This is a genomic window from Companilactobacillus musae (assembly GCF_003967595.1).
Classification (GTDB): domain Bacteria; phylum Bacillota; class Bacilli; order Lactobacillales; family Lactobacillaceae; genus Companilactobacillus; species Companilactobacillus musae.
Genome location: NZ_BIFW01000002.1, coordinates 221,034 through 241,358 on the forward strand (window position 1 = coordinate 221,034; position 20,325 = coordinate 241,358).

Annotated in this window: 36 protein-coding genes and 1 tRNA gene; all 37 read right to left on the reverse strand. The window is 36.0% G+C overall.

All coding sequences use genetic code 11. The features are described from left to right. The gene (locus LAB100_RS04630) at positions 1–1,383 is read right to left on the reverse strand and encodes a phage tail sheath family protein (RefSeq protein ID WP_119325705.1); all 1,383 of its coding nucleotides are present in this window, start codon (positions 1,381–1,383) and stop codon (positions 1–3) included. A gap of 2 nt (positions 1,384–1,385) precedes the next feature. Further along, on the reverse strand, positions 1,386–1,544 hold the full coding sequence (locus tag LAB100_RS11530) for a hypothetical protein (RefSeq protein ID WP_162894160.1): 159 nt from the start codon (positions 1,542–1,544) through the stop codon (positions 1,386–1,388). Then, a complete protein-coding gene (locus LAB100_RS04635) occupies positions 1,534–1,953 on the reverse strand; it encodes a phage tail terminator family protein (protein WP_119325704.1) in 420 nt (139 codons plus the stop codon). The genes LAB100_RS11530 and LAB100_RS04635 overlap by 11 nt, the downstream gene beginning before the upstream one ends. Further along, complete coding sequence (locus tag LAB100_RS04640; RefSeq protein ID WP_119325703.1) at positions 1,950–2,384, reverse strand: HK97 gp10 family phage protein; 435 nt, start codon at positions 2,382–2,384, stop codon at positions 1,950–1,952. Before LAB100_RS04640 ends, LAB100_RS04635 begins: the two co-directional genes overlap by 4 nt. After that, the gene (locus LAB100_RS04645) at positions 2,365–2,763 is read right to left on the reverse strand and encodes a hypothetical protein (protein WP_246001249.1); all 399 of its coding nucleotides are present in this window, start codon (positions 2,761–2,763) and stop codon (positions 2,365–2,367) included. The genes LAB100_RS04640 and LAB100_RS04645 overlap by 20 nt, the downstream gene beginning before the upstream one ends. Further along, positions 2,760–3,146, reverse strand: a complete 387-nt coding sequence (locus LAB100_RS04650; RefSeq protein ID WP_119325702.1) for a head-tail connector protein — start codon at positions 3,144–3,146, stop codon at positions 2,760–2,762. The genes LAB100_RS04645 and LAB100_RS04650 overlap by 4 nt, the downstream gene beginning before the upstream one ends. A 141-nt stretch (positions 3,147–3,287) precedes the next feature. After that, positions 3,288–4,208: a capsid protein gene (locus LAB100_RS04655; RefSeq protein WP_246001251.1), complete on the reverse strand. Its 921-nt coding sequence runs from the start codon at positions 4,206–4,208 to the stop codon at positions 3,288–3,290. A 6-nt stretch (positions 4,209–4,214) separates the two neighbouring features. Continuing rightward, entirely contained in the window at positions 4,215–4,769 is a 555-nt protein-coding gene (locus LAB100_RS04660; RefSeq protein WP_119325701.1) for a phage scaffolding protein, read from the reverse strand. A 156-nt stretch (positions 4,770–4,925) separates the two neighbouring features. After that, positions 4,926–5,945, reverse strand: a complete 1,020-nt coding sequence (locus LAB100_RS04665) for a minor capsid protein (RefSeq protein WP_162894159.1) — start codon at positions 5,943–5,945, stop codon at positions 4,926–4,928. Continuing rightward, the gene (locus LAB100_RS04670) at positions 5,938–7,350 is read right to left on the reverse strand and encodes a phage portal protein (RefSeq protein WP_119325699.1); all 1,413 of its coding nucleotides are present in this window, start codon (positions 7,348–7,350) and stop codon (positions 5,938–5,940) included. Before LAB100_RS04670 ends, LAB100_RS04665 begins: the two co-directional genes overlap by 8 nt. Continuing rightward, positions 7,332–8,597, reverse strand: coding sequence for a PBSX family phage terminase large subunit (locus LAB100_RS04675; RefSeq protein WP_119325698.1), 1,266 nt, complete (start codon positions 8,595–8,597; stop codon positions 7,332–7,334). The genes LAB100_RS04670 and LAB100_RS04675 overlap by 19 nt, the downstream gene beginning before the upstream one ends. Next, entirely contained in the window at positions 8,569–9,420 is an 852-nt protein-coding gene (terS, locus tag LAB100_RS04680; protein ID WP_119325697.1) for a phage terminase small subunit, read from the reverse strand. The genes LAB100_RS04675 and terS overlap by 29 nt, the downstream gene beginning before the upstream one ends. 493 nt (positions 9,421–9,913) lie before the next feature. Further along, positions 9,914–9,986, reverse strand: a tRNA-Asn gene (locus tag LAB100_RS04685). A gap of 354 nt (positions 9,987–10,340) precedes the next feature. Further along, a complete protein-coding gene (locus LAB100_RS04690; protein WP_162894158.1) occupies positions 10,341–10,796 on the reverse strand; it encodes an ArpU family phage packaging/lysis transcriptional regulator in 456 nt (151 codons plus the stop codon). A 78-nt stretch (positions 10,797–10,874) separates the two neighbouring features. After that, positions 10,875–11,099 carry a hypothetical protein gene (locus LAB100_RS04695; RefSeq protein ID WP_119325695.1) on the reverse strand — a complete coding sequence of 75 codons (225 nt, stop codon included), beginning with the start codon at positions 11,097–11,099 and terminating at the stop codon, positions 10,875–10,877. After that, complete coding sequence (locus LAB100_RS04700; RefSeq protein ID WP_119325694.1) at positions 11,096–11,494, reverse strand: hypothetical protein; 399 nt, start codon at positions 11,492–11,494, stop codon at positions 11,096–11,098. The genes LAB100_RS04695 and LAB100_RS04700 overlap by 4 nt, the downstream gene beginning before the upstream one ends. Then, positions 11,484–11,858 carry a hypothetical protein gene (locus LAB100_RS04705; protein ID WP_119325693.1) on the reverse strand — a complete coding sequence of 125 codons (375 nt, stop codon included), beginning with the start codon at positions 11,856–11,858 and terminating at the stop codon, positions 11,484–11,486. The genes LAB100_RS04700 and LAB100_RS04705 overlap by 11 nt, the downstream gene beginning before the upstream one ends. Beyond that, positions 11,851–11,991, reverse strand: coding sequence for a hypothetical protein (locus tag LAB100_RS11535; protein ID WP_162894157.1), 141 nt, complete (start codon positions 11,989–11,991; stop codon positions 11,851–11,853). The genes LAB100_RS04705 and LAB100_RS11535 overlap by 8 nt, the downstream gene beginning before the upstream one ends. Further along, positions 11,984–12,205, reverse strand: coding sequence for a hypothetical protein (locus LAB100_RS04710; protein WP_119325692.1), 222 nt, complete (start codon positions 12,203–12,205; stop codon positions 11,984–11,986). The genes LAB100_RS11535 and LAB100_RS04710 overlap by 8 nt, the downstream gene beginning before the upstream one ends. Further along, entirely contained in the window at positions 12,202–12,477 is a 276-nt protein-coding gene (locus LAB100_RS04715) for a hypothetical protein (RefSeq protein WP_119325691.1), read from the reverse strand. The genes LAB100_RS04710 and LAB100_RS04715 overlap by 4 nt, the downstream gene beginning before the upstream one ends. After that, complete coding sequence (locus LAB100_RS11540; RefSeq protein WP_162894156.1) at positions 12,470–12,625, reverse strand: hypothetical protein; 156 nt, start codon at positions 12,623–12,625, stop codon at positions 12,470–12,472. The genes LAB100_RS04715 and LAB100_RS11540 overlap by 8 nt, the downstream gene beginning before the upstream one ends. Beyond that, positions 12,622–12,840: a hypothetical protein gene (locus LAB100_RS04720; RefSeq protein WP_119325690.1), complete on the reverse strand. Its 219-nt coding sequence runs from the start codon at positions 12,838–12,840 to the stop codon at positions 12,622–12,624. The genes LAB100_RS11540 and LAB100_RS04720 overlap by 4 nt, the downstream gene beginning before the upstream one ends. A 34-nt stretch (positions 12,841–12,874) precedes the next feature. Further along, on the reverse strand, positions 12,875–13,099 hold the full coding sequence (locus tag LAB100_RS04725; RefSeq protein WP_119325689.1) for a hypothetical protein: 225 nt from the start codon (positions 13,097–13,099) through the stop codon (positions 12,875–12,877). A gap of 2 nt (positions 13,100–13,101) precedes the next feature. Further along, complete coding sequence (locus LAB100_RS04730) at positions 13,102–13,452, reverse strand: hypothetical protein (protein WP_119325688.1); 351 nt, start codon at positions 13,450–13,452, stop codon at positions 13,102–13,104. Next, positions 13,442–14,230: a DNA cytosine methyltransferase gene (locus LAB100_RS04735; protein ID WP_119325687.1), complete on the reverse strand. Its 789-nt coding sequence runs from the start codon at positions 14,228–14,230 to the stop codon at positions 13,442–13,444. The genes LAB100_RS04730 and LAB100_RS04735 overlap by 11 nt, the downstream gene beginning before the upstream one ends. Positions 14,231–14,241: 11 nt before the next feature. Then, positions 14,242–14,772: a single-stranded DNA-binding protein gene (gene ssb, locus LAB100_RS04740; RefSeq protein WP_371851210.1), complete on the reverse strand. Its 531-nt coding sequence runs from the start codon at positions 14,770–14,772 to the stop codon at positions 14,242–14,244. Beyond that, positions 14,741–15,043 (reverse strand): hypothetical protein, encoded by a 303-nt coding sequence (locus tag LAB100_RS04745; protein WP_119325685.1) that lies wholly within the window; start codon positions 15,041–15,043, stop codon positions 14,741–14,743. Before LAB100_RS04745 ends, ssb begins: the two co-directional genes overlap by 32 nt. After that, positions 15,043–15,384 carry a hypothetical protein gene (locus LAB100_RS04750; protein WP_119325684.1) on the reverse strand — a complete coding sequence of 114 codons (342 nt, stop codon included), beginning with the start codon at positions 15,382–15,384 and terminating at the stop codon, positions 15,043–15,045. The genes LAB100_RS04745 and LAB100_RS04750 overlap by 1 nt, the downstream gene beginning before the upstream one ends. Before the next feature lie 17 nt (positions 15,385–15,401). Then, entirely contained in the window at positions 15,402–15,650 is a 249-nt protein-coding gene (locus LAB100_RS04755; protein ID WP_119325683.1) for a hypothetical protein, read from the reverse strand. Further along, positions 15,631–16,107: a RusA family crossover junction endodeoxyribonuclease gene (locus tag LAB100_RS04760; protein WP_119325682.1), complete on the reverse strand. Its 477-nt coding sequence runs from the start codon at positions 16,105–16,107 to the stop codon at positions 15,631–15,633. Before LAB100_RS04760 ends, LAB100_RS04755 begins: the two co-directional genes overlap by 20 nt. Next, complete coding sequence (locus LAB100_RS04765; protein ID WP_119325681.1) at positions 16,070–16,396, reverse strand: hypothetical protein; 327 nt, start codon at positions 16,394–16,396, stop codon at positions 16,070–16,072. The genes LAB100_RS04760 and LAB100_RS04765 overlap by 38 nt, the downstream gene beginning before the upstream one ends. Positions 16,397–16,407: 11 nt before the next feature. Further along, positions 16,408–17,169 carry an AAA family ATPase gene (locus LAB100_RS04770; protein ID WP_119325680.1) on the reverse strand — a complete coding sequence of 254 codons (762 nt, stop codon included), beginning with the start codon at positions 17,167–17,169 and terminating at the stop codon, positions 16,408–16,410. A gap of 9 nt (positions 17,170–17,178) precedes the next feature. After that, positions 17,179–17,961, reverse strand: coding sequence for a phage replication protein O (locus LAB100_RS11675; RefSeq protein WP_246001254.1), 783 nt, complete (start codon positions 17,959–17,961; stop codon positions 17,179–17,181). A gap of 11 nt (positions 17,962–17,972) precedes the next feature. Beyond that, entirely contained in the window at positions 17,973–18,776 is an 804-nt protein-coding gene (locus LAB100_RS04780; protein ID WP_174233491.1) for a PD-(D/E)XK nuclease-like domain-containing protein, read from the reverse strand. Next, positions 18,757–19,647, reverse strand: a complete 891-nt coding sequence (locus LAB100_RS04785; RefSeq protein ID WP_119325678.1) for a recombinase RecT — start codon at positions 19,645–19,647, stop codon at positions 18,757–18,759. The genes LAB100_RS04780 and LAB100_RS04785 overlap by 20 nt, the downstream gene beginning before the upstream one ends. A 180-nt stretch (positions 19,648–19,827) precedes the next feature. Next, positions 19,828–20,079 (reverse strand): hypothetical protein, encoded by a 252-nt coding sequence (locus LAB100_RS04790; protein WP_119325677.1) that lies wholly within the window; start codon positions 20,077–20,079, stop codon positions 19,828–19,830. Positions 20,080–20,091: 12 nt separating this feature from the next. Next, the gene (locus LAB100_RS04795; RefSeq protein WP_119325676.1) at positions 20,092–20,325 is read right to left on the reverse strand and encodes a hypothetical protein; all 234 of its coding nucleotides are present in this window, start codon (positions 20,323–20,325) and stop codon (positions 20,092–20,094) included.

Here is a 20,325-nt window from a genome sequence, read left to right on the forward strand (position 1 = left end):
CTATTCGACAACAATTGTCATATATAATTTTTCCATGGAATCAATTGGTGTTACTGCCAGATTGACTAAGATTGAATCCTTATCGTCACCAGGATCAACCGTTAAATCGGACGAATCAAAATCTGCGATAATACCCGCCTTCATTAGATTAGACATGTATGCAACACGATTAGCCTTAAATAAGTCACGACCAGTTGAATCATTATTGACTTTTCCAATAAACATAGTTTCAAAAATATTTTCAGTATCAGTAGCAATTTGATCAAGCGTTCTGATAATGCGATTCTTGCTAAATTCTTTGGGTTTATCATCTGAGTACGTTGTTAATGAATTAATATCTTGTTCAATAACTACTCTTCCACCCCGCTTAGCAGTAAAAACAACCCAACCACTATTCAGTGCTTTAATTGTTAATTCATTATTTAGTGATGGATAGGTGGAGACTGCTCCAGGGTATTCTGAATAGGTTAATGACTTACTTGAGTCGGTTGCTGAAGAAATACCTGCAAAATAACCAGCTGCAGTGGTTGTATCAATTAAAGTTCCATCTTCAAGAATTACTCCATTAGCCACAACTGAAACGCCTTCGTTATCGTAATCATACCCGCCTTCATACACAGGAACAACTGCACGAACCTTATAACCTTCTTCATCCCTTAAACGTTGAACTGCTGTGGCAATTAATTGATGAATATTGTTCTTAGGTTCAAATCCTGCTGCGGTCACAACATTAAATTGTGCCGTTTCAAGAACATCATTCAATAAATCGGTAATCTCAACTGGTTTAGTAGTACCACCAGCCAAATCATAAGTTGTGGAATTGGCCAAAGAATCTAATTTATTAGTAGATGGCTTATCATCAACGCCGGGAACCGTATCAGAAATATTTACCACATCAATGTATTCATTAGATTTCAAACCACTTGCAGTTGTTGTTCTAATGACCTGTTGGTCAACAACTTCTGTACCATAAATCGTTGATACAGTGATTCTTGTAGCATCGTTAGGATCCTTAACCACAGATACATGAATGTCATTACCTTTAGTACCAGGGTACTTTGCTGTAAAAGTCCAAGGTAGAGCATCATTAGCGATTGTTGCTTTATCACCATCATTATTATTTAAAAATAATACGGTTAATGCACCTTTTAGCGTTTCTCTCAATGCTCCAAGTTCAGGAGTATTCAATGGTTCACCAAGCAATGCCTTAAAATCAGAATTAGAGTTCAATTCAATTATTCCTTTTGCTCCCCAGTTAAGAGTTACATCGCTAACTAAAAGCGTTCTACCTAAGCTAGTATCTGCTTTAGGTTGTGAAGCACCAACCGTATTAATATAAGCGCCAGGGCGACGTTTATTCTGTGTTGTCCATGTTCCAGCCATATTTATTTAATTCCTCCTTTAAACTTAATAATTTCTCGATTAGCAGCAGATAACGAATATTGTTTTGAATTATCAAGTACAATCTTCAAAATATCTCGGTCCATTGGACTAAATCCTGTGCTATTAACTAAAGATTCTTTGCTATAACTTTCAATTGCCATTAGCAATTCCTCCTTTAAACTTCATATTCTCCTGTTTAGGGGTGTTATCGACTTTATGAGCACGAATCCATACTTCAAAAGTCATTTGTAAGGTATTGTCATCAGATTGCTTGAAGTTTCGATTGCGAATCGTTGCATAATCTTTCAAATCAGTAAAATTATCCGCTAACACTTCTTCAACAGATTCCATATCTTCATTTGGTCTATCAATCTTGGGAAAATAAACAATCTGATAGGCATACTTACGATTTTGAATATCAAACAATTCAGGTTTCACACCTGTGTCCACTTTTTGTATAAAAAAAGATGGCTCTTCAAAGCCACCTTTACGGTTTTCTCTATTAATTTGAATATTTGGATATAACTCAGCGAGTTCATTCCCGATAAGTTCAACAATGCTCTCTTTCAATCAAATAGACCTCCTAAATCTCTCAAGATAGGTGATAGTAATTGTGGCATTTGAGCATCAATTTCAAACATAGTCTTCATAAGCATATGAGTACCAGGTACCCAACTGGCCTTCAAGCGTTTGCCAATAGTCGGAACATATCGACCTGGTGTTTGTCTGTGTCCATCTTCAACATATGAGGCGTACTCAGTATTATTTTGAAGTTCAATTACAAAAGCATTTCCTGTATAAGTTGGACCAACGATTGACCATTGTCGTCTTAAGTTACCTTCTTTGACTGGTGTCATGGATCTAACATTTTTACCAGCTTGAACACCAACTTTAAATGCAGTCATTTCGATTTCCTGCTTTATCATTCCGGAATCGATTTTATTCTTAATTTTATTGGCAAATTGTTGAAACTGAGCATCATCAATCGTTCCCCAACTCATCAGTTACCACATCCTTAGCTTTTTCATCCCTAATCATCGCTACCTCTTGATGACTGACATAACCTCTGTATCCCTTACTTGAGCGCTTATATTTAGTGATATGACCATTTACATCAGTAACGGTTATATCAGCTCCAGCGGGAATAGAAACATTATTATCAATCAAAAGTTTGGCATCGTACTGATCCGTTCCAAATTCAGTTTGGTTACCAGGTTTTAAACTACCAAGAATCACTTTACCTGGCCTATCTTCACAAATGGTAACGGGCTCATCTTCACTGAATGGACCATGTTTGCCGTTCTTAACACCAATGATAGTGACCCGATCATTCCAAACTTGTTCAATAATTCCATTCATCTTTTTAAATACTGATTTCATCGTTGTACTCTCCTAAAACCATTAAGTTGAGAGATGAAATTATCAGTAATCGGATTAACTGATTGAAGTGTGGAGTAGACATCAGCAGGTGTTTTGAATGAAACTGAAATATCTCCTTCAGATAATGAGGTAACGCCATCATTTCTATCTTCAATAGGCGTTAATAATTCGTGAGTATCAATTACTTGTACACACATAGAAATGATTGTCATATCAAGTTCCTCAGGCATCAAATCAATAGAGATATGAATGTAATTACTAATATCACTAACCACTTTATCAACCACAAAATCAATAACGCTTGAATAATTTTTATTACCATTATCAGGAACCAAAACAGCTAATTTAGTTGTAATATTTTCCTTTCTTGGAAATTCAATCATTTAATCACCCCTAATTCACTGGAACTAAGGCCAACAAATCATCTTTAGCCGTCTTACCAGTATGATCAATGTTATTAGCATCTAACCAAGCTGTTATTTCAGCTATCGTATTCGAACTAGTTGGCTTATTCAGTTTAGGGGTTACGCTTTTGGGGCTGTTACTGTTTTATCAGCAATAACGAACTCAATTCCCTTAGTTTTAGTCTTCAAAAGTAGTACATCATCATAAGAATCTTCATAGTACAAATAGTTACCACTGTTTTGAGCAGATGGTGCATCAAAGCCAGCAAAAGCATACTTTTCAGGTGCAACTTGAACACCATTGTAAATTAAAAACATCTCAATTTGCTTAGCATCATCTTCAAGTTTTGAACCAACTGTAAAATCAAATGCCGTTTGCATTAAGTCTGATGGAATAACATTGATAGTTACATCATCAAGACTATACACAGAACGTTTGATATTAGCTTGATCACTTAAAATAATTGAACGATTAATCGCATCTGCACTCTTTAAAATCTTATTAATTTGAGGTGTGACATACAAAATACGTCCAGATTGTGGAATGCGTTGTTCATCAAAGTTGGCCATCATATTATCAAAAGCCCCTAAGATGTTCTTTTCATCTAACGTATCAGTTGAAATACCGCCATCATTTGCAGCTACTTTTTCTTTATACAATTTACTGAACATGTATCGGTCTTTTTCTGGTAGCTTCTCATCAAGGTTAAATTGCTTAGTGATATTAGCTAGTGAAATGACCATATTAGATTCATCAATATCAGATGGATCAACTAATGTTGACCAATAACGTTCATTCTTCAATTCATATGAATCCCAATCATTGGAATAGTTAGAAACAATTTCTGTGATTGTTCTGCGACTTCTATCCTTACGGCCTGAGTCGATTGTCAAACGTGGTAGTTTAATATGTTTTGCTCCATCAAATTTAATTAATGAGTTAGATGGTGAATTCCATAATGCAGCTGAAAATAAATGTCCATCATAGAAACCTTGTTGAATAGCTTGTTGATATGCATCAGCATAGTTAATTGTTGCCATTATTTATTACTCTCCTTTAAATATATTAGTTAATGTTTGAACGTCATTCTTATCATTGGAACCATTACCTCCAGCAGGGCTGTAGTCTTGATGTTGTCCTTCATCAAAGAGGTAACCATCAGACTCTTTAAGTGACTCAAGTTGATCATTAACACCAACTAATTCGCCCTTATCATTTAGCTTGATATCGTCCATATTCAATAGACCTTTGATAGCTTTAGGATTACGAACCTTAGCGGTAGTCAAAGTCTCATTCAAAGCGCTGTTCAATTTAGTTTGACTTAGTTGATTATTAAGATTAGTGGTATCAGTTTTGTATTTATCTTGTAAATCACTAAGTTGACTAGATAAATCATCATTATCTTTAACCTGTTTGGATAGTGACTTGATATCCTTATCACGTTCAGCAAGTTGAGCTTTATAAGATTCATTTTCTTGCTTGATTGAGTCGACATCACCAAATGATTTTTTGACATTTTCAATATCAGCACCATTTTTCGACATGATTTGTTCAATGACTTTATCGTCTAAGTTCAAACTCTTTAAAAATTCTCGTTTCATAATTAAAAATCCTCTCTCGTTAGATTTACGTGGAACGGCCACATTTGAGGTATAAAAATTAAGCACTTTTACGACTTGCTCAGGTCAATTTGATTTATCCAAAGGATTGATACCAATAACCATATTTTTAACTAACTTCTTAGTATTATTTTCTGGCTAGCCGTATTTTTGCTTCCATTCATCAAAGCTCATATTGTTAATAATCTTGCCTTTACCTGTTTCGGGATCACGCATCCAACGTTCTTTAACTTCAGGTAATCCTTCAATATAAGGAACTGTAGTACACCGGCAATGAGGATGAATTAATGGATAGTTAATGCCTTCCTTTTTCTCCGGCATTTTAAATATTTCACCATCTAAATGAGCACACACTTCACAAGTATGAGATTCAAGTGTTGCCATATATTCATACTCTTCAATACCTGATTCTTCATAAGCCTTTGAAGTAGCCTGTTCAGCAATGTGTCCCATTTCGGTAATAACCAAGCGGTGTATTTGATGTCTACGAATACTTTCAAATCTTTGTTGAAACATCTTAGTAATACGTTGAGGACTATAACCCATGAACGTTCCACGTAACATCACATCAACTAATTGTTTTGGAAGTTCTTCATGATAATTTTTCCAAACACGTTTAGAGAAATCTTCTTTGTGCCAAGGCTGATTAACAATATATTTAATCTGGTCTTCATTAAACCTAGCAAACTCACTGGTTAATTTAGCTTGCTGAATCTGAGTATTAAAAATAGTCGTCATGTAAGTATCTTGAAACTGATCAGTTAACCTATTAGATAAACTGTCCGTTTCATCACTTGCAAAACGACTACTAATTTCTTCAAGCTGCTCTTCTAAATCCTGCAGCCTAGCTATTCTACTTTTAAAATACTCTGAATCTAGTTCTTTAGTGTAACCATCTTTAATAGCCTTACGTTTGAATTCTTCAAGAGTCATAGTCCAATTGGTACTGCCAACAGTACTTAATAATTTTTTGGCAGTGTCTGGATTAATATCATGATTGTCAGCATATTTTGAATACCAGATATTAGCTTCTTGCTCTAACTCGTACTCTAAACCAGATAATCTCGATTTTAAATTACTCTCATAATCGGCAGTATTCTGAAGTTCACGAGCCTTAATCCTAAGATAACGTTTATCCCAATAACTGAGCTTAGTCATCTTCATTACCATTTAGATTATTAAGATTGTCAGGATTAGAATAGCCATCTCGATTAACTTCATCATCACGACGATTCTTCATTTCCTCTTGCCAGTCATCAACGATTGGATTGGCCTTAGCAATAGACTCATCAGATGAATAGTTTGCAACTTGTGAAATAACTTGTGCATCTTCCAAACTATTGTGAATGGCTGTTCGAGTCCATTTTTGGTTAATCTTTCGACCCTCATAATCAGATACATTCAACCATTGCATAATTGCTCTAACCAACTCATTTAAGCTATCTCGAAAGTATGATTCAGTCATTGAGGCTTTGAGTTCCAAGTGACTATATAACATTTTGATTGCTGTACCCGTAGCATTATTGGTAGCAAAGTCTGTTGGATCAATCCCTTGTGCTTCAACAAACAAATCGGATTTAGTGATATCCAGTAAAGAATTTCTAGCCTCGGTTGGAATATCAATCGTTAACTTATCCAACCCCGACTTATCACCAGTACCAATGTTATCAAGTTTGATAGCCTTGTATTCTTTCATAGTATCCATCAACTCATCAATATCTTCACCACCATAATTAGTAAGCACAAGAATTACCTGTTGAACGTCATCTACATCGTTGACGAAGCCATTATAAACATTGTCGTAAACATCAATTAAGCCTTTGTACTTAAATAAATCAGGACGTTCATACTTATTTTTAGGAAACGATATAAAAGGAATTCTACCAAAATGATGTTCAAGAACGTTGCTACTCCCTAATTCATTCCCTGTACTGGCATCAAAAATAGGAAAACGATCATTCATTTGCAATAAATTATCATAATTAGAGGTTTCCGATTTAAATACTGTTACTGTTTTATCATTCCAATACTCATGCACACTATAATTCTTGCCAGTATCTGGATTTAATTCCTGGTACGTTCTACGAACAGCCAATAACTTTTTATCCAAATCACTTGAATAGATTGGTGTAACTTGACCAGGGGGGACAATCCCATATCGAAATTGATTATCTTTATCAATCCAATAATGAATCCAAGCAACACCGGCATTGGCAGCATCAACCACCAACTGATTCAAACGTAAATTGAAATTGTCGCCTAATGTGGCTTTAATATCCTCATTCAATTTATCATCTTCAACATCAATTGCAGGAGGAATAGTGGCTAAGTAACCAGCTTCTTGGTCAACTAGTAGTTGATGAAAATTGGAACTAACACGATTGTCAGCTTTTCTTAATGGTTCATCCTTACCATCAGGATTGGTCTTTGATTCACCATTATTGCGGTTCGTGATGTCATTCTTATTAAAGTAATAGTTCAATGACTTTTGAAATCTATTAATAAATTCGGTTCTTCGTGGATCAGTTAATTGAAGCAGTTTCTTCATTTCTTTGATTTCCAAGGCTTGAATCCTCCTTTCCTAATAGTTGATTCAAGTGAATATCTTGTGGCATCCATAGCATGGTCATTACCATCAGGATAGCCAGCCTTAAAGTTTCCGTTTGAATCTCTTTCTAATTCATAAGTGCTGAATTCTCTTGCTGCATTCGGGCATTTCTTAGAATCAATGACTATCTCACGTAAATCCTGTAACCATTTATAGCCCTGATCACGGCTACCTGGTCCCTTAATAGCACCATAGACGTTCAATCCCATATCTCTATATTCAGCAATCGTACCAGGGGACGCTGAATCACCAATAACCTGCTTATTTTCTGGATCAAGTTTCTTAATCAAATCAACAGCGTTTCTATTCTTCAAACCAACCTGATAAATTTCATTGAAAATATATAATCTGTGATTTGCGACATCAAAAAAGGTCTCGACGTATGCTAATGGATCATGAGCAAAACCAAAATCGAGGCCTCTTTTGATGTTATCGAATAGTTGATATTCTTCTTTAGTAATTTTGCGTAACGTGATGTTGTCGAATACTTCTGCACCTGTCCCAGTTATTTCTCCTAAGTATTCATGATTGAAAGCCTTCGGATTATCTTTCTTTAATTGTTCCGCATCAGCCAGGAATTCTTTTCCTAGCCATTCTTTAGGAACTGATAAGTAATCAGATGAATGAATCAAAGTATCATCACGAGTGCCTTCTTTAGCCGTTGTCTGATTAACCCAACTATTGAGACTAGCTGGAGGGTTGTACGAATAGAAAGTAATGATATTACTACCACCACGATTTAGAGATTGATTCATTGAACGTATCTCAGCCCAATTTTTAAATTCATCAGTTTCTTCATAATGTTTAAACTTTGTATAACCATGTCTAAACTTTTGCGATTTAATCTTTCTTGGCTTATCTGCACCTTTAAATCGGATTTGTTGTCCTGTAGGAATATAGGTCAACGTCATAGGACTAACTGACTCTTTCCAATACTCTTCAACTCCCAAAGCATCGATTGCCCAAAGATACTGATCATAAACTGAATCACGTAAAGTATTTGCAACCTTTCTGAGTACAACCGCATTAGCTTCCGAATCTCGCATGATTCCAAGTACAACTTCAATTGATACAAAACTAGATTTAGTTGAGCCACGGCCACCTTTTAACCAATAATTTGAATGTCTATGGTTTTTAATATCTATGTGAAGTTGTCTGAATGATGGTGCAACCTTATTCTTGAGTTTTACTTGTCGTGCCATCTTCATCATCTCCTTCAATATCATCTATTATTTGAACAGAATTATTGTTAACTGATTCTTTTTCTAATTTAATTGTTTCAGCGTTATATTTGATGATCCTAGTCTGTTGCTTAGTCATTTCAGTTCTAACTTGTTGTAATTCCTGATCATAAGGGATATTCAGTATCTTAGCCTTATCTTTGATAGCCTTGAGTAATGAATTTCCAACGGCAGTTAAGGCATCCTCTAGTTTCAGTAGATCATCAAATTTTCTATATGATTGTGTCATTGAACCGGTTGGAGTAACTTCATTAACCTTGGTAACTATTTGATTTTCATTGTCGTCTTTAAATGAATGACGTTTCTGTTTGATTTTGTTATATGTTTGAACCTCAATATCGTCCATCCCATGAGCAACCTTACTGATGCGTTTAGTTATTCGATATTGCCGTACCTTTAACTGACGTATCTCAGTATTGATTGTTACTAAAGGATCATCAGTCACACCTTCAAATATTGCCCTCTCATCATCAGATAGTTGATCAAGCATGATTGTTTCATATTGACCGGTAGTCAGAGCATTCTTATTCCCAGGCGGTGCTGAGCCACCAGAATTACCCGCAGCATTCTTATTATCTTTGAGCGAATCAAAGGGAGCGCTCCTTTTGGATATCGGAGCGCTCCCTTTCAACTTGTCAGCCCATTTATCCTGGGACTTCCATTTACGAATAGTAGATGCTGATACTTCTAATTGTTTGGCAATGTCAACAAGTGGCTTGTCCCCCTTGGACTTGAGCCATATCGACATAGCCTCATCACGTTTAGGATTTCTAGGTCTAGCCACTCATCTTCACCACCTCCCTTTCAAAATTCCATCCGTGTTTGTTTCAGATTTTTTAACGCTTAGGTTTTTCTCTCTTCTTTTTCAAATCACGATCTAGATCACCAATCATCTTAGCTTCTTCCTTAGTCATGTAACCAGCCTTTGTGTGAATCATCTTAGCCATGTTTAACTTCTTCAAATGCTTCACTAAATGTCATATTCTTTTCCTCCAAAATAAAAAGACCAGCCATAATTGACTGATCTCCGCAATGGTCTCCGTAGAGATACCACCACTCTCTTATTAATAGTGTGAGTAGGAATCGAACCCACTAGTATGTCCACGTGGTTACAAACTGTTAACCTGCCACACTACTTATAGTCAGGCATGGAATCGAACCATGCACCATCATCGAATTTTAGTGTTACCCTTTGTACCACTGACTACCGTTGCTGTTTTACAAAAGAATCAATTAACGTTTTCCTTTATATTTTATGATTGCTTTCCGACAATCAACGTTCCGAATAGGAGTCGAACCTATAACCGTTCGGTTAACAGCCGAATGCTCTACCAATTGAGCTATCGAAACATAAGGCTGGTTAATTCCAGCCTAATAAATTCTTGAAGGAGTTTATAGCACTAATGTTCTATGTGAAAGTAACCAGCTTTCACAATGTGAGAATGAGGATTCGAACCTCAAGCTAAATTGGAAGGAAAAACATTTAAATATTGTTGAGGGAAATACTAATTATTTTTTTAATTTAGCCCACCCATGCGTTCTCACGAAATGAAGAGCGTTATCATAACTCTTCTAACAAATGAGCTCCTTTTAAGCGGTAGAGTAACCGCATTTCTTAATCTTTCGATAATACTAATATAACACTCAAAAACGTACTATTTAGTACATAAGTAGGACAAAAAGTAGACACATTTTACTCACAGGTCAATATTTAAGTGAAAGACTACAATTTTCTTGGTTTTTAAAAGATAGTAATCGTCCTCCTCTATATGCTTCTGCAAATTGTAATAACCCTTCACTCAACCTTCTTTCAACAGTTTTATTTGCATTTATACTTCCAAACACTAATCCAGCTATATCTATTTTCGTATGTAATTCTTTAGACATATATGTGTAATAAATTACTTCCATACACTCCCTACTTAAGTTTGACACAGCTTTCTCTATCTCTTCAATTTCATCGATTGCTGATATAACATTTACATTTTTAATTTCCTTAGAATTTCCAAACACATTATTTCTAGGCATTCCAGTTATAGCCGGGGATTTTGTATCTGTTAGTGACAGACCTGAAATCCTGGCTAGATTACGATACGGATTCAAAACTCTTCTAGCGTTCTTTTTTGTTTTCTTACTATCAATTTCTGGCAATAAATACAAATCGGCCACTCCCCGTGATATAATTGATTTGTAGGAACCAATTAATTAGCTGCTCACTTTGTGGGTGGCTTTTTTTGTTTATTTGTTTTCCTCTTCTTTAGCATAGAAAACAGCAAGGTAAAGGATTCTCGACACACAAATCAATTGTTCATACATATCTAACAACTCTTCTAAATCATCGAATGGATCAATCCCAACGTTGTTAATTTTTGACTGCAATTCACTAGCTTCTTTTAATGTCGCAGCATGTTCTTCCATAGATTCATCGTCTATAAAATGTTCCTTTAAAAATTTCTTATTCATTTCTCCACCTCAAATCCATCCATAATCGCATTAGTAACTAATTGCTGTTTCCTGGCCGAAGTGTCATCTACATCACCATAAAGCCATTTCCCAAACGCTATTTCTTCTTTGCTACTAAACTTTTGATCTGAATTTGGAGCCTGCTCCATATACGAAAGATACACCCATCTTTCAAGATATTCTGGATTTTCTCCACAGTCCTTGGCAACAAATTGATACCAGTCATCAAAGACTTTAGGCATGACAATCTTCGAATTTAATTCTTTGAGCGTGTTAGAAGAAATATCCCTAATTGCCATCAAATCCTTTTTCAAATCAATACTTGGACTATCAGCTCCACCAGTTAACTCTCTGATATCCATCAGTTGATCCATAATCTTTTCTTTATTCATCATCTTTAACCTCATAACCATTAATAATTGCATCAACACACATTTGATATTGCTTATGACTTCTTAAATCTCCACCTAAAATTAACCAGTCCCAAAAATCTTCTTCTACTCCATTCTCGTAAGAATCAAAGTTATCAGTAAACAGCTTGGTCAATCTCATTAGTGCCATACTCTGATCTCCACCTCGGCCTGCTAACCAAATATGAAATATCCTTGGCATGACTACTTTGGGATTTAGTTCTTTTTCTAATTGATTACTTAGTTCAGTAAGTTCTTTATAAGCTGATAATGAAACTTCTTCAAATTTAAGTTTGCAGTGGATTTGACCTGATAGCTTTTTTATTTTCTTTAGTCTTTCCTCATTCATCAGCGTTCTCCCTCAAGATTTCATCAATAGCACTGACTGCCTCCTGTGCATCATCTTCACGTTCTTGTTCATCATCAAATGGTGAAAACATTTTAAAGTAATCAACCATGGCTTTATATTGTTTGCTATTCATTTTCATTACATCCTTTATAAATAACTGTTGTAATAACTGATGGTTTAAATGTGTCATCTACAGTCTTCACATAATCTCTGTAGGATGTATACGTGAAACCTTGGATAGCATTGGTTTTAATGTTTTTAACATTATGAGTTCTCAGAAATTCATTTACCTCTTCATCATTATCATCATCAATAGCAACTCTAACGAACGTCTTAACCTGATTCATTTCTCTACCTCTACATAAGTCTTTTTAAAAATATCATCTGCAATTGCCCAATGTTCACCACTTACGCCTTCAGCAATCCAATAGTTAAGCCTTAGTTCAATCCATCCTTCTAATGTTTCGATTTGATAAGGAACGGTTTCATTAAATGACTCATCTTCAGGATCTAGCTTGTAAACTGTATTAGTTCTGATGTTATATCTATTAATCATTTCGGTGGATCCATCAAACTGCTCTGCTTGAATAGGAACCTTTTTTCTATACTTTTTAATCATTCCAATTACCTCTCAATGCCAGTAGAATCAAAATAACCATCATGAAGCCACTTCTTGATACTCCGATAACTGAACTAGCAAATATAAAATTAATTAAGGCACCTAGAAAACCAATTAGAAATACCCAGCCCCAAAAGTTAATTTTCATTTCTCTGCCTCCAACAACTCATTCCTATGTTTATTCCTTCTAGCATTCAACCGCTGCCACTCATCGTCTTCTCTATATAATTTTTTACCGATCATGTTATTTTGACGCTGAAGAATGTTGATGTAGTTAAGTTCTTTGTGCATGGCCTTCGCTATTTCTTTATTCTTATATCTATTTTCTCGCATTTGATAGACCGCTAAATTATCATCTGTCATTTTTTATTACTCCCAATTCATTCTTTTAGCAATTTCATATACGGCACAATTTATATTCTTTAGCAAGATCGTCCTCCTGCAAAATTGATTGAATTATTCTGTTCTTAGTCTGATCACTTAATTCTCTGTCAGCATTTTGAAATTCTTTTGGCATAGCATAAAAATTCTTTTGAATATACATAATCGCCCGAACGATGTTATGACATTCATCACTAAATTTTGACCTTATGTATGATTTATAGATTTTTTCATAATTCACAATCAAGCCCCCTCAATATCTTCTGGATAAACCTTTCTAATACAACGTTTATTAATTGCAACTAAATATATCGACTTGTATTCATCGTATGTTTGAACAATATCATCAGGATGAAAATCATCTGCACCAAGTTCAAGTGTCATAAATGTTTTTAGTTTTCGTACGCCCATTAGAATTCCTGTTTCGATTGCTTCCACTCTTTTATATTTTTCGATTTCGAGATAATCACCGGGTTCAAGGGTTTTAATATATTCATCTAGCGATTGAAAATTACTAGTAGGCCATTCAACTGTTTTTTTATTTAGGTGGGCTTTAATCTCTACCCTTGTACCAAAATCAAGTTTATTTTTCATTGCTTTGCCCCCTATCTATTTGGACGATTGCTTGAAATATAGGTAAGACTTGTTGTGGTACAACTGCATTACCTAACGCTTTAAGTCTGTCCACCCCTTCGGAAAGCCCATCATCATTTCGTTGAATTTGGCGGCTTGAATTGGCGATTGCTCGAGCGCCTGCAGATAGTACGTCATACGGATTGTTCCCGCCTTCCTTCCAGGCTTTATCCTTAATGCTCTGCGTAAACTTCCCAATACATCGTTCTTCGCTACTTTGATCCAAGCCGATCCATCGCTTGCTGTTGGAGTGGGCCACAATGAACGTTCTTTGTCTTTGGTGTGGCGTCCCGACGGCCAAAGCTGGAAGTATAAATGTCCTTGTTTCGTAGCCAACGCTTTCCAAGTTAGATAGCGTTCTGTCGAGCTCCATATTGGCGAAGTTAGCAACATTTTCTCCAACAACCCAATCTGGCTTGATTTCTTTGATAATTCTAAACATTTCCGGCCAGAGATCTCTGTCATCTTCCGTGCCTTTTCGCTTCCCGGCAATACTGAAAGGTTGGCAAGGGAATCCTCCGGAAATAACGTCAATTGCTCCAGGATCAACACCCACTTTTCTAAGTGATTCTTTATTTATTTTCTTAACATCGGGTAGAATCGGGATACCTTTAAAATTTTTCTTCAAAACTTTAACCGGAAAATCTGCCATTTCAGAAAGGGCAACCACATTAATACCAGCTGTTTGTTCAGCTAGAGCTACCCCCCCGATTCCTGCGAATAATTCAATTGCATTCATTTTTTAACTCCTCAAAATGGTAAATCGTCATCTGAAATATCAATTGGTTTACTGTTGTCAGCAAACGGATCGCTATTCGTTTGATTTGTGTTCGAATGCGTTTGATTTGTGTTTTGTTTCTGTTGGTCATCTGCACCTTTACCGCTAAAATCGTTGCTGTTGATTGATTTACTCTGCTGGCCATCTGTTGGCTTTCTGTCAGTTCTAGATTCAAGTAATGAGAAATTATCAACGACAACTTCTGTTACATAAACCCTGTTACCCTGCTTATTCTCATAGTTACGTGTTTGAAGTCGTCCATCAATTCCAACAAGCGTTCCTTTGTGCATTAAATTAGCAAAGTTCTCGGCAGCTTTTCGCCAAATAGTACAATTGATAAAGTCTGCTTCACGTTCACCTTGTGAGTTGGTAAATTGTCGATTGACAGCAACTGTAAAACTAGCAACCGCCGCACCATTAGCCGTATATCTCAACTCCGGATCACGTGTTAGGCGTCCTACTAAAACTGCTCTATTTATCATTGGCTTCCTCCTTATCTTCATCAGCTACTTTGCTTTCGATAAAGCTCATGACATCGACCACAATTTTGTTTTGTAAATCGCTGGTATCAATAGCTTTATCGTCCTCGTCACTACCTAAAATTTTTTCAACCGCAGTGATCAATAGTGTCGTTGCACCGGCTAGAAGCTTTTTACCATCGCCTTGAAGTATTGACGAAAATACGTCGCTATTCTCTACTGATAAAGCAATGTTTCCCTTGTTTGCAAAAGCATATTTCAACTGTTTAATTGCTTCTTTTTCGTCATATGTCATTATTCGTTATCCTCCAACTTGTATCTATAAATTAATGCCACAGCAATCTTCATTTGACGCAAACTTTTGAAGGCAAAATTGTCACGCCATTCTATGAACTCTGGTGTTATTTCTGGCAATCCCATTGGCAAACCATTACTTTCATCAACGGGGTGTCCTTGGCTATCTCTACCGTTAACGCATAACACCGCACCTTCAAATGTAAGTCCATCTTCATACGCTTCAACACATGGCTTAATTCGATCGATAACAAACTGTGGTAGTGATACTACTGGTGTTTCTTTATAATCAAAAATCTCTTTTGAATCTCTTTTATATTGAACAATTTCACTTAATTCCATTTTTGGTTATCCCCTTGCTAAACTTTTCTTTGATATGTTTTTCCGTTAACGGTAACTTCTTCATAACTCTCTATTTCTCCACTGATAACCGTAAATACGTCTTTTTTACCTTGGCGATCATAATAAATTTCTATATCTGGATCATGCTTAATATTTGCTATCGCCAGTAGGATATACAGGTATCTCAAACAGAACTCTTCACGACTACTGGCACTGTTCAAAACTTTATTAAGCATTTCATCTAATTCACTTAACTTCTTTCTCATGAGTCCACTCCTCAATTAAAATCTCAGTACGTGGGTGCTCGTCATAGTCCTTCTCAGTGTCGTGTTTAACTATTTGTCCATCGTCAAACCAAGCCTTTACTAAGCCGTCAAATACAGCCTTCTCGTAGTTATCTAAGTCTGGCTTAACTGTGGGTTTCACTTCATGATTAGCACGACGCTTGTGCTCTGCTCTGGATAGTCCTTTTTGAATACGTCTGTAAAATCGTATGTGAGCGACTAACGGCACGCCCCTTTCAAATAGCTGCTTGTTGTGATATTTGTCCCAATACAGGATCTTGATGCCATTCTTGTACATTCGATACTTAGAACGTGTGTAGCCCTTACTTCCAGGTCTATTTGAATTAAAGCCCGGTCTTGAGGCTGGTACTGGCTCACCGTCAATCACTAATTTCAGTTGATTAGTCAAGTTGCACGTCCAAAATATGTGGGTTAGCATCAACAAGCTTTTTATCGATACGTCTCTGAATGTGATTGATCAAAGAAGCAGCTAAAATGATGTCGTTATTTAGTTGAATATCACCTTGAAATAGTTCGCATTCATCGTCTAAGGCTGTTAGATTCTCGAGTGTGCCATATAACTGCCCGTAAGCAGATTCAGCTACATCACTGGCAACAATCAATGTTTGATTCAAGTTATCGATGCTGTCACGTGAATAGCTTCGACTTGTGGGAAGCAGAAGCATTTTTAGCTCCGGTGTTAATTCCATATTTTTTTGTTTTAGCATTTTAATATCTCCTAATTATTTCTCATGTCGCTACCGCTAAATTTAATTGTGTTAGCAGCTTTTTTTGTCATCAATCGGCTAATGATTTTTGGATCATATAGTTGCTGTAACTCATGTCCTGTATTGTTGGTCGTAATAATATTTGTTTTGTTTTTTCGATAATCGGCAAAACGGAATAGGATTTTTTGAGCATAATTACTAGCTTCACTAGTCTTAGATTGCAAAGATGATTCACTACCCAGATCATCGATTACAAGCACGTCACAGTTCTTAACACACTCTTCCACCTTGTAGTTATCACGTTTTAAAAACTCGTCCTTAAATGCCATTTGAGAATTATTGACGAACATTGCAAAACTCAAGAAATAACATGATAGTGAGGTATCTTGACTGTTCAAACCGTTCAAAATGCTAACGGCTAACATAGATTTACCAAGTCCTGGCTCACCAGTGAAAAGAAAGTTGCCCGTTTCACCGACATAGATCCTATTAGCAATATTCTTAGCCTGTTTAAGCTCACTCGCTTGGTTAGGTGTATCAGTCTTAAAATCTGCAAAATTGTACTGTAAATCGCTGAAATCACTGACTAGCGAGCTTCTAAATATTCCTTCACGCTTGACTTGAATATTTTTTTTAGTAAATTCTATTGCTCGCCGTTCCTCACGTTTGTCCCGTTCAGAAATAACTTTTTTGAAGTCAATTCCTGAATAATCAACACCGTGTTTTAAAGCTATCTCACGGGAAACTTTATCCAATCCAAACATTGATTCCATAGCTACCCCCTAGTACGGCAAGTCATAGAGTGGTTTTCTACCACCCTTGTTGCCATTAAAATTATTTGGTGCGTCTGCTTTATCTATCAACTTGCCAAACTGCTTTCTAAGTTTTGAAGCAGATAAGATATTGTTCTGCCAGAAACTGTCTTGTTGACACCATCCAATAATTCGTTTGATATCGTCGTAAGAACGTGCATCACGTTCGTGCATTAGTCTGATGTCATTAGCCCATTTCTGTGTATCAGGTGGGTTCTTAGAATCAGTCGGATAGATGCTAGAGTTACGTTCACGGATCTTAGTTAGCAAGTAATTGGCTAGTTTCAAGTTAAGGTCGTCCGGTTCGTAAACACGCTTTGCGGGTTTCGAGTCGTGACTATCTTTATTAGTTTTGTTTATATTTCTGTCTTGTTTAATTAATGTGCTACTGTTATGTGTACCCTTATGTTCACTGTTATGTGTACTGTTATGTGTACTCCTATGTTCACTATTATGTGTACTATCTTCGTTATAAAGTACACATATCTTATAAGACGTGGCTTTACGATTGCCATTACTCTCAAAATCGACTAGTCCAAGTTGTTTAAGAACATTCCTGTTCTTATTGATACCTGACCGGCTCAATCCCGAAAGTGTTTCAAGCGTTTGATTAGCAGCAGTAAACCATTCTATCCATGAACATTTATTGTTTATCTGCAAAAGCGCGTAATATAAAGCAATTTGTCCACTGGATAACTCGGTTTTAAACATTTGATAATCTCTAAACGCCTGCAACTGTTTTAGGTAATTCATAAAGTCACCTCCTAGTCTATTAAGTCATCCATGCTGACAATTTTTCCTAATTTAGCAGTGGACTTACAATAATCACATTTACCGCATCGAGTAGGCTCAACACGTCCAGCCTTAACATCCTCAATATGGTTCTGGAACTTATCGATCTGCATTGCCGCCTCTTCTAATCGATAATCAGGAATTGAAATAACCATTTTATCTGGAACTTTTTCCTTTGAAACTGCCACTATATAGGGCGTTGTCTCAATATCAAATGTTTGTCTGATAAGTTCCCTATAAACATACATTTGAAGCTGATAGTTGTATTCAGCTACGAACGATTGCCATTCTCGATCTTCGTTGTTCCAAAACTTCTTATGGATATCTCTCGAAGTCTTTAAATCAAGGAAGTAACCACGTTTTAAATTCAAGCAATCAACTTTGCCTTTCCATTGGACTCCATCAATGAAACCAGTAACGATAGCTTCTTTTTCTCCTTGATATAGTCCCTGGAACAATGAATCTTCCTTCAAGGTATCGATCATATCTTCAGCTTTTTCAAATGGTGCTCTCAATTTCTTAGTTCTAGTCATGATCTCTGATTTGTGGTCATCAATGAACTTCTGATGTGATTCAGAGCTTTCAAAATAAGAATGAAGGTAATTACCAACCAAGAGTGCTTCATGGTTCATATCGGAGTATTCTCCGTTTAGCTCAGCCATCGTTTCAGCCTCACACTTCAAGAACTTTTTGAAAAAGGTTGGTGATTGATAATCCCAATCTGTCGAACGATCATAATAATTTTCTTGAGTTAAATCACTTGTTGGTGTCAGCATCGTCATCTATCTCCTTCTCAAATCCATCTAATACCTCTTGATTACTATTTTCTTTGGCCTTACGTGACGTCTTAGAACTTGTTTTCTTTGTATTCTTAGAAGATGAATCATTATTATTAATCAATTCAGATACATCAGATGCTGGTGCTTCATCTGTCTCGGTAGCATTGATATCTTTAATATCATTAGAAACATCATCAACAGTTTCTTCATCTGTTAAGAAAGCTGTTTGCATATCTACTGACATTGGACCCCATTTACCAATCAGGTTTCTTAAGACCGTCTTTAGCGCCATAGCATCAAAATCAGTTGCCCAAACTCCGGAAGGCTGTTGTTTACCTGACATTTTTGAGAATTTTTGACGGTGATCATCAATCATTGAATGTGTCCAAAATACTGTCTTTTCAAACCCATTAAGCAATTTGAAACTACCAACGTATCCAATAGGCTGTTCATCCTTGTCTCTATCTCTAAATGCTGGCGTATAGTTAAGTTCTTCAGTCAATGGATTCCATCCATGAAATTCATCTTTATAGACCGAAATGGCATTTAATCGCTTGTATTGTCCTGAACGTTGTGCTAATTGAATGTAGCCTTTATAACCCATTTGAGCTTGAGCTTTACCACTATATGGAACCAAATACATATATCCAAAGTTTTGATTAATCGGTAAATCAAGCGATGCAGCAACCAAAGCTGATGAAATAACACTTGTCTGATCAACGTTCTTTAAATCTTGATTACTATTAACGATATTCACGATTGAGGAAATGAATTGTGGTGCTTTCTTACCTAAAACATCATTGAATTTGCTCTTAATCGTATCTGATCTAACTAACTCTTTAACTGGTATTCTTGCTAAGTCCTTCATAATTAAAATTCCTCCGCTCTGTCTGCTTTAATATCGTCTTCCTTGGCTTTCTCTTCGTAATAAGAATCAGCCTTAATAACGCTATCTTCATCAGATAGCCAACTATCAAAATTACCCATTTTAAATTCCTCTTAACGTGTTAAAATAAATGTATAAATATTTTTTAATACCTTGGACTCTCTATTTAGTGGATAGAGAGTCTTTTTTTATGACTTCAGGTGTGCGATCTGTATAAGTATCAGTAGTGACCTTATCTGATTTGCCAAACAATGAATCAATATGCTTGTGCCAAAACTTTTGAACTGATTTACGTTTCTTATCATCAATATCAAATAAATTAAGAAAGCCGCCTTCTTCTTCGACAACTGAACCAATTCCTAAACCAATTACAATAAACATCCCAAAACCAAAAATTGCATCTGATGTAAACATCTGTATCACCTCCTAAAATGTGAATCTGTATGTGTATTTGTCTTGCTCTGAACGAATCAACTTGGCCTTTAGATCTCCTTCGGACCATTCAAAAATAATTTCTTCGGGTATCTCACTATCAAAAGTTTCTTCCATACTGTTAAAGCCTTGTTTAATCATCAATAATGTCTTTTCTGGTACTTGCTCAATTTTGAAAGAACTCTTTGCTAACTTTCTTTGACGTTTGTATTCTTCTGGATCAAACAT